We start from the raw sequence: 14,439 nt of genomic DNA, 5'->3' as shown, positions 1-14,439 counted from the left end.
GATTATTACAAAGGAGTTCATGGCTATGAATACAGGATAAATGATGTGAAAAAGTAGACTGGGGACAGGGGAAGAAGATCCCCATACCCCAGCTTACTTTGGTACGTATGAACGGAGATGCACGAACTTAAAGGACGCCGTCAGGCGTTTTTCTTAATGGTGAGGTAACTGGTTTTATTGCGCATAGAAGAGGATACCTCCCTACATTTTGAAGGCGATCGGCGTAGACCTACGCTCTAGTATGGCGCTAACGAAACTCATAATCCTTATTGGGCTCAAAACGAAGGCGTTCCCAATCTAACGAAAGTACGTATCGCAATTCATTGGAAATCGGCGGTTTTATCGCCTTTTTTCCCTCATTAGCGTGTTTCAGTTTCGTTACACGAGCAACAAGGTGATTTACGGGCTGTTAGCGTGTACACGTTTCGTTAGCCCACTTGACGGGTCGTCAAGCGTCCTGGTATTCCGCTTATTATGCCGCCTTCTGTCGATATCCCTTTTACTCAGAGACGTAGAAGGGCGGCGAATCATGAGTTTGTTGCCAACCCGAATGAAACGACATCGCTGCAAAACAAATTTGCCTCATTGAAAAATCGTTTTTCTGAACGAGGGGGATTTCGACAAAAGGGCGGGGGGGAGTTCAATAGATCACGGCATTCCGTCAAACTCCCTTTTTTTCGAAGTTTTATTCCCGATAATGCTCTTTTCAGGGGGAAAAACCTCGAATTATGGGGTAAATATTTACTAAATGATTTCAGTAATTGTATTTTTTTGCTATTATCGTTTACGCATACGGCAAATTGTTGAAATCATTGCTGGAAATGGGGTTTTCGCATGATTCGGAATGAACGCGGAGCTGCGCTCCCGCTGGTGTTTATTCTATCGACGGCGCTATTTATCATCGGTACCGCTTTGCTTGGCGTGAGCGTGAGTCAGGCCTCGCGTACGATGTTTCAAGAGAAGAAGGAGCAAGCTTTTTACATCGCAAAATCGGGAGCCGATGCGGTCGCGTCATATATGATCGACAACTATAACCCGGTGACGTTAACGGAAAAGGCCATCGACGAGTTGAACCGGAACTTCGGTCAAGAAGTTACGCTAGGCAACGGAACGTTTAGCGCCGAAATCAAAAAAGGGCCTCATGATACGATCGTCATTCATTCGCAAGGGACCGTCGGCAATATAACGAATCAAGTTTCATTGCGACTGGGATTGGACGAACCCAGGGCAAATATGGAAAATGCGATTATGGCCGAGGATTACATCGAAAACACGGGAGGTTTTATGGTGTGTTGCGGTGCCGATGTCGTTGCTCGCGAATCAATTCGTGCCGGTACTAGCAATATAGTTGGAGGAGAACTGAAACCCCAATATAAAGGCGAATTTCCTCCCAAACTCGATTTTCCTAATACTGCGGACTGGCCTGAAGTACCGATTGGCGCTGTCATCAACCAATCCGGCTATTATGGGGAGTATAATACTTCCCCGGATCCGTTTACAGCTCAGCCCCCATCCCCTGAAACTTTTGCAATCCATGTTACTGACAGTAAAGATATGCATATCGTTTTTAACGATTTCAAGTCGGATAAGGATCCAACAATCACTATCGGCGGCGGCGGAACGGGGATTATTCATATCTATGCACACAATATCAAGGTGGCAGGCGCTATTACCATTAAAAACTCACAGAAGAAAAAAGTGATACTCCATGTCAGGAATTCAATCGAACTGGCAGGATCGTTCAACCTAGATGGCGTGCTCTTATATGCTCCTGAAGCGGAGTATACGTCTACGAACGGCGCGCTCATATTGACTGGCGCTATGGTTGTCAATAATCTTTCGCTCAACGGAGCTAGTACGGTCACCTACGACGCCACTATCGCCAACCTGATCAACGAAACCCGCAAGTTCAAAAGAATCGAATGGAGCGGCGGATAGCCGCGAAGGAAGAAAGTGCGGTGAATAGGGTGAGGATCGACAAGCGAGAGCGGGGGAAGGAACGAGGATTTACATTGATTGAAGTGTTGGCTTCCATCGTCCTGCTTATGATATTGGTTACCGTGCTGCTCGGTTTTTTCACGAACGGGTTTCAAGCGATCATGGCTTCCGGCGAGCGCAGCGAACGGATGCATACGACGAGGCAAACGATCGAAGCTGCGACGGCGGGGAATGATCATATTTTGAAAGTCGGCACAGGCAATGGCGCTATTACGATTCACGGCGAGTTGGTAGAAAACTTGATTGACGGAACGAAAGGAAGCTATATGACCTTGTTTATTCCAACGCCTCCTCCTTGGGAGCCGGACATTCATTATACGCTAAACGATCAAGTGCGGTACAACAAGGAAACGTATAAATGCATTCAACCTCATATATCTAACGCCGGCAATGCGCCATCGAATTCGACAAATACAAAGATGTGGGTAAAAGTATAGCCGTGCACAGTTCAACGGACTGCGGAAACGGCGTAACGGGAGGACGCATGAGCCATGCGAAAACGGAAACTGGATCAAAAGGGGATCACACTTATCGAAGTGTTGGCGGGAATGGTTCTGCTATCTTTGGTTCTCGGTCTGGCCGTATCCGCCTACGCGTTTGGGGTCGGCGCGTTCGATTCGGCGAACCGGCGCAGCGAGCTGCAAGACAACGTACGGCTTGCTTCCATGGCCCTTACCAACGAACTGCGCTATGCGGAAAAGGTTGAATTGCTTGCTGCCTGCCCCTCTAGCCTAGAGGCCCATTACAACTACATTTGCCTCGATTCCGGCGCGGCAGCCATCGTCCAACACCGATACAACGAGTCGTCGTCGACTCACGACACCGGTCTCCTCGCAGATACTCATGCAAGCCGTCCGGCCATCTATCAATTGGAATTCAACAAGGATCTTACCGCAAACACATTGCTAACTTATACGATCAAAGCCGATAGCGACCGGAATACGTTTGAAGTGGCGACGAACATTTCGTTGCTCAATATAGAACTGCATTCCGGTTCGATCGTGGCTGCGGGTACGGCGCCGTATCAAGCGATTGCCTACAAAAAGTTGCCATAAAATCCATATTAAACGATGCGACTACTATAAATTCAAGGTGAAAAACGATGAAGAAACCGCGCAAAAAAATCGGCGAATTATTCGTTGAGTCCGGTCTCATTACGCATGAGCAGCTGCAGGCCGCTTTGACGGGGAAAAAGCCGAATCAAAAGCTGGGGGAAGCTCTGATCGAGCTAGGTTTCATTAGCGAGCAAAGACTGATGGAAGTTCTTGAATTCCAGTTGGGCATCCCCTATGTGAGCCTGTTCAAATACCCGATCGATCCGAAGCTGCTGCATATCGTGCCGAAAGAAACGGCGGAGCGAAACAAGCTTATTCCTTTGAAAAAAGAGGGGGATAAATTGTTGGTCGCAATGGCGGACCCGATGGATTTCTACGCGATCGACGATTTACGGCTCTCGACCGGCTTTCAAATTGAAGTAGCTATCGCAATGAAGGAAGATATTCAAAAATCGATTCATAAATATTACGGCTTGGCCGACGATATGGAGGATTTGCTCGGAGCCGAACTGAAGCGGCAAGAGAAGGAAGAGGACGAGGTCATCGACGAGCATTCTCCCATTGTGAAGTTAGTCAATCAACTGATCATTCAAGGTTATCAACAAAAAGCAAGCGACATTCATATCGATCCTCATGAAAAGGAAGTGCTGGTCCGTTATCGAATCGACGGTATCCTGAGAACGGAAAGAAAGTTTCCGAGACATATGCTGAGCATGGTCGTTGCGAGAATTAAAATTTTAGCCCAACTGAACATTACGGAGTTTCGCATTCCCCAGGACGGGCGAATCAAATTGAATTTGGACGCGAATGTGATCGACCTTCGGGTATCCACCCTTCCGACAGTATACGGCGAGAAGGTCGTCATGCGGATTCTCGATCTGGGAAGCTCCGCGATCGATTTGCAGCGAATGAACTTCCACCCTATCAACTATGAACGATTTATTCAAATGATCGATAAGCCGACAGGCATCGTTCTCATTACAGGGCCGACCGGTTCCGGGAAATCGTCCACCCTCTACTCCGCACTCAATCGTTTAAATACGCCAGATGTCAATATCATTACGGTAGAGGATCCTGTAGAGTATCGTCTGGAAGGCGTGAATCAAGTTCAAGTCAATACGAGCGTCGGCATGACCTTTGCCAAAGGGCTGCGGGCCATTCTGCGCCAGGATCCCAACATCGTGATGGTGGGGGAAATTCGCGATACGGAAACGGCGGAAATCGCCGTCCGCGCCTCGTTAACGGGCCATCTCGTCCTAAGCACGATTCATACGAACGATGCGATCAGCACCGTCACCAGATTAATCGATATGGGGATTGAGCCTTTTCTCGTGGCCGCATCGCTGACGGGCGTCGTGTCGCAACGGCTTGTCCGGCGAATTTGCCAAGATTGCAAGACAGCCGGGCCTCCTTCGCAGCGGGAGATAGAAATTTGCGAGAAGCGAAACCTGCAAATCGAGACGGTATTCCGGGGCAAAGGTTGCGGCGTATGCAATATGACAGGTTACAAAGGAAGAATTGCCTTGCATGAAATTTTAGTTGTCGACGATGAAATCAGGCGCATGATTATGAACAATCGATCGATGGAAGAGATTCGTGAGGTCGCGGTAAGCAAAGGAACGATTTTTCTCATCGACGACGGTTTGATTAAAGTGATCGAAGGATATACGACGACGGAAGAAGTGTTGCGGGTAGCCATGAGCGAATAGAGGTGGGGTGGGGAAATGGAACGATTGGACAAGCTGCTCCGGATGGCGTTTGAGTTAGGAGCATCCGATTTGCATCTTACGGTGGGCGTGCCGCCGATCGTGAGAGTCAACGGGGAATTGAAGCAGCATGAATCGGAAAGCCTCACGTCGGATGATACCGTTATGATGGCCAAAAGCATCATGACCAAGGAACAGTGGGACATCCTGCAAGAACGGAGGGAATTGGATTTCTCCTTTGGCCTGCGAGGCTTGACCCGTTTTCGCGTCAACGTATATTACCAGCGCTCCAATATCGGCATTGCGCTTCGGCTCATTCCTTCGAACATTCCCGCGCTGGAAGATTTGCATGTGCCCTCGGAGCTGCGCCAGCTTGCCGCGAAAGCGCAAGGGCTCATTCTGGTAACCGGGCCTACCGGAAGCGGGAAATCGACGACGCTCGCCGCACTGATCGATTACATGAACAAACATATGCGCAAGCATATTATTACGCTCGAGGACCCGATCGAATATTTGCATAAACATCAATATTCCGTCATTAATCAACGCGAAATCGGCAACGATTCGCATAATTTTACGAATGGTCTGAGGGCGGCCTTGCGGCAAGATCCGGATGTCATACTCGTCGGCGAGCTTCGCGATCTGGAGACGATATCGATTGCGGTGACGGCGGCGGAGACGGGGCATCTCGTCTTAGGCACATTGCACACTCCGAACGCGCCCGCTACGATCGACCGGATTTTGGACGTCTTTCCATCCGATCAACAGCCGCAAATACGGGCTCAGCTCGCATCCGTCCTGTTGGCTATCCTGTCTCAACGGCTATTTCCCACCATCGACCATAAAGCGAGACGCGTAGCCACCGAATTGCTGATCAACACGAATGCGGTAGCGAATTTGATTCGCGAGCATAAAGTCCATCAAATTACCAATTTTATGCAAACGGGGAAGGCGTACGGCATGCATACGCTGGACATGTCGATGAACGAACTGATCAACCAAAGAGTGATATCGAGAGAAGCGGCCGAACCGTACTTTAGGGAGTTGAAGTAATGGCGCAGTTTAAATATGTGGGACGCGACCGGCTCGGCAAAACCCGCAAAGGCAAAATTGCAAGCGCCGCCAGAAAAGACGCGGTTGTCGAACTGCGCGGCAAAGGCATCGCCGTTTCGGAGATCGTCGAACTGGAAGAAGGCTTGTTTAATAAAGAAATTTCGATAGGAAGCCCTGTCAAAAATCAGGATTTCGTGATCTATCTTAGACAGTTCTCCACGTTAATTGCCGCCGGCGTCTCGGTAGCGGAAGCGACGAAAATATTAGCGCAGCAAACGCAAAGCAAAGCTCTGCGCAAAGCGCTGCTGAACGTGGAGGAGGAGCTGCGCTCGGGCAAGCCGTTGTCCGAAGCGGCGGCCAGTCATGCGAAGATCTTCCCCCCGATGTTCATCAACCTCGTTCAAGCGGGGGAAGCGTCGGGAAATCTCGACGAGACCTTGGAGCGTCTGGCCGTCTATTTCGAGAAACTGCATTATTCGATGCAGAAGGTGAAATCGGCATTGATATATCCGATTGCTATCGCGATTGTGGCGGTCGCTGTCGTCATTTATTTGTTGACGAACGTCGTGCCCACCTTCGCCTCGATGTTCGCCCAATTCAACGCCGAACTGCCGGCGATTACGAAATTCGTTTTGGCGATCAGCGATTGGCTGCAATCTTTTTGGTGGCTCTTGCTGTTGCTGTTGCTAGGCGTCGTTATCGGCGTCGCGCTAATTTTGCAAAATCCTTCGAGCAAATACTATTTGGATTACGCTTTATTGAAATTGCCCATATTCGGGAAACTGGTGCAAAAGTCGGCGATCGCCCGCATGACGCGTACTTTAAACTCTTTGTTTAAAAGCTCCGTACCGATTCTGGATGCGCTGACGATCGTGGAGAAAGTCGTCATGAACGAAGTGATGGTCGGGGTGTTAAAGGAATCGAGAGCATCGCTCGAGGGTGGGAATTCACTGTCGGAACCGATGCGACGGCATTGGATTTTCCCGCCGCTGGTGACGCAAATGATCGCGATCGGCGAACAATCCGGCTCGCTCGATTTCATGCTGGAGAAAATATCGGATTTCTACGACAAGGAAGTCGAGGCAACGGCGGATGCGTTGAAAGGCTTGATCGAACCGCTCATGATCATTTTTCTTGCCGCGATGGTCGGCGGCATCGTCCTGTCGATTATCGTTCCGATGTTCGATATTTTTAACCACGTGAAGTAATCGTCCTTACGGTTATAATGGCAACATTATAATAAACCAAATTATGTAAAATTTATGGGAGGGATTCACATGTATCAAAAAGCGGTACAAGCAGTGAAAAATGAAAGGGGACTCACGCTAATCGAGCTCCTCGCGGTTGTCGTCATTCTCGGCATTATCGCGGCCATCGCGATTCCGGCCATAGGCGGCCTGATCGACAACAGCAAGAAGGACGCGCATGTGGCTAATGCGGTGCAGATGATCAATTCGGCGAAATTGGCGGTACTTGGTGATGATGAGTTTCGTCCGGAAGCAAATGGAACCAAAACAATAACTTTAAAAGAACTTGAAGAAGGTGGCTATCTTGAACCGGTGCGTGACCCGGATGGCGGGACATACAATGTTGATGGTTCATCTGTAACTGTTACAGCTGGGACTGATGCAAGAACCTTTACGTATTCCGTTACACTTACAAATGGCACTCGCGGGATCACTGGTCCAGAAGATGAATTAAAACGTTCAGCCGTGAAATAACACTGCATATTTCATTGGAATTGGGGCCCGTATATGAAGCGTATCGTTAGGAATCAAAAGGGGCTGACCCTGATCGAACTGCTGGCCGTGGTCGTCATCCTGGGAATAATCGCGGCGATCGCGATCCCGGCCGTTGGCGGGCTGATCGACAATGCGAAGAAGGATGCCCATGCGGCGAATGCTATCCAGATGATCGATTCGGCGAAGCTTGCCGTCATCGGCCATCGGGAAGTGCGGCCGCCGGCCAGCGGGGATGTGGTATACATTCCATTGCAGTGGCTGATCGACGAAGGATACTTGGATGAAGCGAAGGATCCGGACGGAGGCCAATACGAGCCGGGCTCGGAGACGTTCGAACTGCGAATCGGAGGGGGCGGAGGACCGTCCGTCCCCGGTACGTACGTCCGGGTTGAGGCCGATGGCCCCAGCCACAAGTTCGGCGCGTTCACCGATAACGGCAAGAGAGGCGTACGCAACGCGGCCGGCAACAACGGAAGCAATGTCGGCGATTATGTCGAGGAGCACAGCATAACGCGGGCGAAAGTCCAGAACTGAACACTCCCCCCGCCGGGGGGAGTGCAATCCTTACAAGGGGATGAACGATGACAGCGCTATTTAGCATATTTATATTTGCCGCAGGCCTTTGCTTAGGCTCTTTTTACAATGTCGTCGGGCTGCGGGTTCCGAGAGGCGAGTCGATGATCCGGCCGCGTTCGCATTGTACGCAGTGCCGGTGCACCTTAAGCGCGGCGGAACTGATTCCCTTGTTTTCGTACCTGTGGCTCCGGGGAAGCTGCCGCGGCTGCGGAAAGGCCATATCGCCGATCTACCCGCTCGTCGAACTCGGCACCGCGCTCCTGTTCGCCGTCATGCCTGCGTTGATCGGTTGGTCGTACGAACTGCTCGTCGCCTGGACGCTTATATCTTTGCTCGTCGTCATATGCATTACCGATCTACGCTATATGTTGATTCCCGATAAAGTGTTGCTTGTCTTCGCCATTCTTTTTCTTGTTTTGCGAATCGTTTTTCCTTTGCATCCTTGGTGGAATATGTTCGTTGGTGCGGGCCTAGGTTTTGCGCTGCTGTTTGTAATCGCTGTCGCCAGCAAAGGCGGCATGGGTGGAGGAGATATGAAATTGTTCGCCGTCCTGGGCCTCGTCTTGGGATGGAAAGGGATTTTGCTGGCTTTTTTCTTCTCCACATTGTATGGAACGCTTATCGGCGCCGTTGGAATAATGCTCGGCAAAGTTCGCAGAGGACGGCCGATGCCATTCGGCCCCTTCATCGCATTAGGCGCAATGACCGCTTATTTATGGGGAGAAGAACTGATAGCGTGGTATTTCCAGTTCCTTATGACATAGTGGGGGAGTAAATATGAAAGCAAGCCGGAAACAATCCTATAAGAAGAAAAAAATGGTGAATTTGGTCATTAGAAATTGTTCGCCGTCCTGGGCCTCGTCTTGGGATGGAAAGGGATTTTGCTGGCTTTTTTCTTCTCCACATTGTATGGAACGCTTATCGGCGCCGTTGGAATAATGCTCGGCAAAGTTCGCAGAGGACGGCCGATGCCATTCGGCCCCTTCATCGCATTAGGCGCAATGACCGCTTATTTATGGGGAGAAGAACTGATAGCGTGGTATTTCCAGTTCCTTATGACATAGTGGGGGAGTAAATATGAAAGCAAGCCGGAAACAATCCTATAAGAAGAAAAAAATGGTGAATTTGGTCATTAAAGACCACGTCATTCGTTACGTCGATGCGAAGAAACCGAGTTTATACGGGCCGATGGCCTTCGGCGAATATCGTCTGGCTCCGGATATCGTTCGCGAAGGGAAAATCGTCGAACCGGACCGGTTGCGCTTGATAGTAAAAGATTGCGTGCGCAGATGGAACATTTCGAACAGGGAAGTTCAGTTCGTCATTCCCGATCCGTTCGTGATCGTCCGCAAATTCGATATTCCGCCGCATGTGGCGGATGAAGAAATCAAAGGCTACCTATACCTTGAGTTGGGTTCCAGAATTCATTTGCCGTTCGAAGATCCGATCTTCGATTTTGACTTTCTCGAAACGAACGAAGAGAAGAAAGAAATTTTGCTGTTTGCCGCGCCCGAACATATCGTTGCGCAGTACGCGCAACTGTTGGAGAGCGCCGCTCTGAAGCCCGTTGCCGCCGACATTTCTCCCTTGGCCGTATACCGGTTGTTCTACCAAGCGGGCAAGGAGCCAGGATTCGAGCTTCCCGTGGAAGCGCCGACGTTGTCCGTCCAATTCGATCTGCATACCGTCACGGCAAGCATTTTCCATAAACATAAATTGCTGCTTGTCCGCCAATTCAAAATGAACTTATCCGCCGACAGTTGGGAGACCTCCGTCGATCGAACGGGCGCCTTGACGACGGTTTGGAACGGCGACTTGACGCATTTGCAATATGAAGTCAAAGTCATCATGGAAGAAATTCAGCGATTCATCAACTTTTACTATGCTTCGATCGATCAAGGAGACGATGAGATCGAAACGATCGTCTTAACCGGGGATTACCCGTACCTTGACAATATCGCCGAACATCTGCAGCAGCATTTCGGGAAAGTTCCGTTTACTTTTTCCGGCCATTGGTCCGAGACGGAGCCGCAAGAATTATTTTCCCCGAAATATTATTTGGCATTGGGCCTGTCGTTAAAGGGGGGAGCGTAAATGCTTAGCGAAATCAACCTGCTCCCGCAGAAGGATCAGAGAAGCATTTGGTTCGCGATCGTGCTGACAATCGTGCTCGCCATCGGCTTGATTGGCGGAGGACTGCTCTATTATCAATATCTGTCTCTTGCGAAACAGAGGGATGCGAAACAAGCCGAAAGCGCCAAAATTGCGGAACAGATTGAAATCGAAACGCAGAAGCTTCAGGAAGCTGCCGCCAAATCGGATATCGAGCGGTATGTGTCGATGATTAACGCCGTTAAGCAATGGCCCGTTCAAACGGCAAGCATCCTCGACGAGCTGACGGCTGCGTTGCCGGCAAGCGGGTTTTTCAGTACGTTCGCTTATCAGGATACGGGCGCGATTTTGCTTTCCGCGCAATTTAACGGTTTGGACGATACGGCCCAATATCTCCATCAATTAACGTACGAGGATTGGGTTCAGAGCGTGACGATCCATTCGATTGCCAGGGAAGAGGAGGGCAATGCGGCGCTTTACCGGGCAGATTTCAATATTCAGTTGAAAAGAGACCGTTTTCTGCGGATGAAAGGGGATGGAACGGGATGAGCGCGAGGCAAGTCAGAATTTTGATCCTGACGGCGTTGTCCGTTCTTATCGTTGCCGCCCTGCTCTTTACATACTGGAAAGCGGTCAGTCCGGTGAAGGAAGAAGTGGACAAGCTAACGGCGAAGATCGAAGCGGACATGAAGATGCTGGAGGCGATCGGCAGTCAAATCAACGAACAAATAAAGTTAAGCACAGAGGAAAGCTTGCAAATGCAGCGTCAAGTGCCGCTTGAATCTTTTGTCGACCAACTGATCGTAAATGTGAGATCGGTGGAACAATCGTCAGGCAATACGATCGACAGTATCGGCGTAAGCTATTCGGAGATTTCGTTCGATGATTGGAACAAAACCATTGGCACGGCAGATGCGGCCGCGGCCGAAGAAAGCAAGACGGATTCGCTCCCATTGTACAAAGTGTCGCTGGGGATGGCGGTACAATCGCCGTCATATGAACGGATGCGGCAATTCATCATGGACCTGGAAGGTTTGGAACGCATCGTGAACGTGGATTCTTTATCGTTTGACAGTGCTGCAGACGTTTATCAACTAACGGTTTCCGTTTTTTACGCGCCTCAGCTTGACGGGATCGAGGATCGGCTTCCAAAGGCTGTTTTTCCCGGTCCTGCGGCCAAGACGAATCCTATCAAAATAGATAAGAAGCAAATCGAAGAAACGAGCGAATAATGCTGCGACTAGAACGTGAAAGCGAAGGTGAAAAGGCGATGACGCTACGAATTCTTATCGTTGACGATACAAGATTTTTGCGCATTATGTTAACGGATATATTAACGAAATCGGGTCATGAGGTGGTCGGCGAAGCGGAGAACGGTTTGATCGGCGTTGAGAAGTTTAAAGAACTGCGGCCCGATATTGTCATGATGGATATTTCCATGCCCGAGATGGACGGCATCGAGGCGCTGCAGGAGATTCGGACCATCGATCCGAAGGCGATCGTGCTCATTTGCTCGGCCATGAGTCAGAGAGATTTAATTTCCAAGGCGTTAAAAGCCGGGGCGAATAATTACGTCACGAAGCCTTTCGACTCGGACCGCATCAATGAGCTGATCAAGAACGTGCTTCCGTTAGTCGAGCGGGCGAAGCCGGATGAGGCTCCCGTAAGCGAAAACGGAAGGTTAAGAGAATATTCCGTGGAAGACCGCTCCTACGCTCCTTTCCGCTTTGCCGAACCCAAGCCGTTTCAACAAGAGGAACGTCCGATCGTGAACGCTGCGAAAGAAGAAGAGCCCGATCATTTTGGGATCATTCTCAAAGCTTATGCCGATGCCGAAGCCGCGAGCGAAGCTGAGACGGAGCCGGAGGCAGCGTCGATGGCAGTGCCGGAAGCGCAAGCAGTCGCGGTAACCGCTCCGCACAACGTCCCGGAAGCGATCGTGCCTTATACGATATCCGCGGTAGAACCGGCTGCAATGTCGCAAGCAGTACCGCAGATCGAATTACAATCCGTATTGCAGAACGTAGCACAGCCGGTGCCGCAAACCGTGATGCGGGCCGAGCCGGAAGCGCTTTCTAGCGAATTTTACGCGGAAGCGGCGCTTGAACAGGAAATCGCAAGCGCAGCGGAAGTCGCGGCAACCGCTGAGATCGAAGGATTAGACGAGGGGAGGAAGGAGGCGGAGGCGGTCATGATGAATCGGCATGAGAACGTCGAAGAAACCGGAAAGTTACTAGAAGTCCCTCCAGCGCAGCATCCGGTCGATGTCGCAGTTCCCAATGGGGGAGCTCTGCCCAAGGCGGAGCCCAGAAGAAAAAACATGAAAAACTTTGTAAGCAGCATCATGTTCAATTGGACTGAAGTTTTGGACGATCAAGAGGTTAGCCATTTTGTTGTTTATAACGAACATGACAAAACGATCCAGATCGACGTAATCGCCGCGGACGAACAAAGGCAGCGCATCCTGCTGTCCTTGGATAGCTTCTCTTATCTCATCGCATGTCTGGAAGAGAAGGGCGTATCCATCGATCCGAACCTATAGCCGATGTTGTTCGCTGCCGAACGACATCCTCCTGCACCGCCGCGAGCGGTGTTTTTTATTGAAGGGAGGAAGCCGCGCTTATGAGGGTTCGCAACGGGACGAAGGTTTCTTTAATGAAACGACTGGTGTAAAATACAACTATAGTTGAGGATACTTCGATTGCCGAAGGGAATAATAATGGCGATGGGAAAAGTTGGGTAATGGGGCAGGGTTGTCAGGGCACAGGGTACAGGGCCGGGATCGTGGATCGGTTCATCGGAATTAATACATAGTTTACGTCGGGAGGATCAATATGGACTATCAAGCTTATTTCGAACAGCACAGAGTCGAGCATTTGAACGAACTGAAGGAATGGATCTCCATTCCGAGCGTTTCGGCCTTGTCCGAGCATAAGGAGGATATGAACAGGGCGGCGAATTGGCTGGTCGACGCGCTGCGGCGGGCGGGGCTGGAAAACGTGGAAATTCACCAAACCGCGGGCCATCCGATCGTGTATGCGGATTATATGCACGCGCCCGGCAAGCCGACTGTCTTAGTATACGGCCATTATGACGTGCAGCCGGTCGATCCGCTCCATCTGTGGGAAACCCCGCCGTTCGAGCCGACGATTCGCGATAACAAGCTTTATGCGAGAGGGGCTACGGACGACAAAGGGCAGCTGTTCCTGCACATTAAGGCGCTGGAAGCCATTCTGAAGCAGGAAGGCACGCTTCCGGTCAACGTCAAAGTATGCATCGAAGGCGAAGAAGAAATTACGAGCGCCAACTTATATCCTTTCTTGGAGAAGAACAAGGACAAATTGGCGACCGATGCGGTGCTTATCTCCGACACGGAGCTGCTGGGACCGGGCAAGCCGGCCATATGCACAGGATTGCGCGGGCTTTGCTCGCTGGATGTATCGGTACATACGGCCAACACGGATCTTCATTCGGGGACGTACGGCGGCGGCGTGCCCAATGCGCTTCACGCGCTGGTCTCCTTGCTGGCGTCGTTCCATGACGATCAAGGCCGCATAGCCGTCGACGGCTTCTATGACGGCGTGCCGGAACTGACGGCTGAAATGAGGGAAGAGTTGGCGAAGAAAGGCTTCGACGAGGAGCAGTTGAAGCAGAGACTCGGGCTGGATGCGCTGTACGGCGAAGAAGGCTATTCGTTTGTGGAGCGGGTCGGCGTCCGACCGACGCTGGAAATGAATGGCATGTACGGCGGGTTTCAAGGTGAGGGAACCAAGACGGTCATTCCTTGCGAAGCCCATGCGAAGATTACGTGCCGCCTCGTAGGGCAGCAGGACCCGCAGGACATTCTGGACAAAATCGAACGTCACATTCGGAGCCATACCCCGGCCGGGGCGAAAGTCACGATCGTGCAGCGCGAGAAAGGCAATCCGTTCACGATCGATCCGCAGACCCCGCTGCTGCAAACGGCGGCGGACGCTTACGAGCAAGTGTACGGGGTTCGTCCCGTGTTCACCAAAGACGGGGGCTCGATCCCGATCGTCGAAGCGTTTGCCCGTGAATTGTCCGCACCGGTTGTGCTGATGGGCTTCGGCTTGCCGACGGAAAACTTGCACGCGCCGAACGAACATTTCCATCTGGAAAACTTCGACAAAGGGCTGTTGACGATCGTTGAATTTTTGAAGCGAATCTGATCGTTGC

Annotated in this window: 13 protein-coding genes and 2 pseudogenes; all 15 read left to right on the top strand. The window is 50.9% G+C overall.

Annotated elements, in window-relative coordinates; translation table 11 throughout:
- Window positions 1-834: 834 nt before the first annotated feature.
- The 15 genes and pseudogenes from KQI79_RS23505 (at window position 835) to KQI79_RS23440 (ending at window position 14,432) form a co-directional block, all read left to right on the top strand.
- The gene (locus KQI79_RS23505; RefSeq protein ID WP_216540755.1) at window positions 835-1,938 is read left to right on the top strand and encodes a DUF7305 domain-containing protein; all 1,104 of its coding nucleotides are present in this window, start codon (window positions 835-837) and stop codon (window positions 1,936-1,938) included.
- 20 nt (window positions 1,939-1,958) lie between these two features.
- Window positions 1,959-2,435: a carbohydrate-binding protein gene (locus KQI79_RS23500; RefSeq protein ID WP_216540754.1), complete on the top strand. Its 477-nt coding sequence runs from the start codon at window positions 1,959-1,961 to the stop codon at window positions 2,433-2,435.
- Window positions 2,436-2,489: 54 nt separating this feature from the next.
- Window positions 2,490-3,053 carry a PilW family protein gene (locus tag KQI79_RS23495; protein WP_216540753.1) on the top strand — a complete coding sequence of 188 codons (564 nt, stop codon included), beginning with the start codon at window positions 2,490-2,492 and terminating at the stop codon, window positions 3,051-3,053.
- A 47-nt stretch (window positions 3,054-3,100) separates the two neighbouring features.
- Window positions 3,101-4,762, top strand: a complete 1,662-nt coding sequence (locus tag KQI79_RS23490; protein WP_216540752.1) for a GspE/PulE family protein — start codon at window positions 3,101-3,103, stop codon at window positions 4,760-4,762.
- Window positions 4,763-4,777: 15 nt separating this feature from the next.
- Complete coding sequence (locus tag KQI79_RS23485) at window positions 4,778-5,812, top strand: type IV pilus twitching motility protein PilT (protein WP_216540751.1); 1,035 nt, start codon at window positions 4,778-4,780, stop codon at window positions 5,810-5,812.
- Window positions 5,812-7,020 carry a type II secretion system F family protein gene (locus tag KQI79_RS23480; RefSeq protein ID WP_216540750.1) on the top strand — a complete coding sequence of 403 codons (1,209 nt, stop codon included), beginning with the start codon at window positions 5,812-5,814 and terminating at the stop codon, window positions 7,018-7,020. Before KQI79_RS23485 ends, KQI79_RS23480 begins: the two co-directional genes overlap by 1 nt.
- Before the next feature lie 69 nt (window positions 7,021-7,089).
- Window positions 7,090-7,533 (top strand): prepilin-type N-terminal cleavage/methylation domain-containing protein, encoded by a 444-nt coding sequence (locus KQI79_RS23475; protein ID WP_216540749.1) that lies wholly within the window; start codon window positions 7,090-7,092, stop codon window positions 7,531-7,533.
- A 33-nt stretch (window positions 7,534-7,566) separates the two neighbouring features.
- Window positions 7,567-8,088 carry a type II secretion system protein gene (locus tag KQI79_RS23470; protein WP_216540748.1) on the top strand — a complete coding sequence of 174 codons (522 nt, stop codon included), beginning with the start codon at window positions 7,567-7,569 and terminating at the stop codon, window positions 8,086-8,088.
- 47 nt (window positions 8,089-8,135) lie between these two features.
- The gene (locus KQI79_RS23465) at window positions 8,136-8,894 is read left to right on the top strand and encodes a prepilin peptidase (RefSeq protein WP_216540747.1); all 759 of its coding nucleotides are present in this window, start codon (window positions 8,136-8,138) and stop codon (window positions 8,892-8,894) included.
- Between the two features lie 72 nt (window positions 8,895-8,966).
- A pseudogene (locus tag KQI79_RS27840) lies at window positions 8,967-9,194 on the top strand (prepilin peptidase); the annotation flags it as partial.
- Between the two features lie 13 nt (window positions 9,195-9,207).
- On the top strand, window positions 9,208-10,224 hold the full coding sequence (pilM, locus tag KQI79_RS23460; RefSeq protein ID WP_216540746.1) for a type IV pilus biogenesis protein PilM: 1,017 nt from the start codon (window positions 9,208-9,210) through the stop codon (window positions 10,222-10,224).
- Window positions 10,225-10,791 (top strand): PilN domain-containing protein, encoded by a 567-nt coding sequence (locus KQI79_RS23455; RefSeq protein WP_216540745.1) that lies wholly within the window; start codon window positions 10,225-10,227, stop codon window positions 10,789-10,791.
- Window positions 10,788-11,474 carry a hypothetical protein gene (locus tag KQI79_RS23450; protein WP_216540744.1) on the top strand — a complete coding sequence of 229 codons (687 nt, stop codon included), beginning with the start codon at window positions 10,788-10,790 and terminating at the stop codon, window positions 11,472-11,474. Before KQI79_RS23455 ends, KQI79_RS23450 begins: the two co-directional genes overlap by 4 nt.
- Before the next feature lie 38 nt (window positions 11,475-11,512).
- Window positions 11,513-11,869 (top strand): annotated as a pseudogene (locus KQI79_RS27835) (response regulator); the annotation flags it as partial.
- Window positions 11,870-13,076: 1,207 nt separating this feature from the next.
- Window positions 13,077-14,432 (top strand): dipeptidase, encoded by a 1,356-nt coding sequence (locus tag KQI79_RS23440; RefSeq protein ID WP_216540742.1) that lies wholly within the window; start codon window positions 13,077-13,079, stop codon window positions 14,430-14,432.
- Window positions 14,433-14,439: the final 7 nt, after the last annotated feature.

Source organism: Paenibacillus sp. MSJ-34, assembly GCF_018918005.1.
Classification (GTDB): domain Bacteria; phylum Bacillota; class Bacilli; order Paenibacillales; family Paenibacillaceae; genus MSJ-34.
Note: the sequence above shows the minus strand (reverse complement) of the source record. Positions and strands in the feature narration are given on the sequence as shown.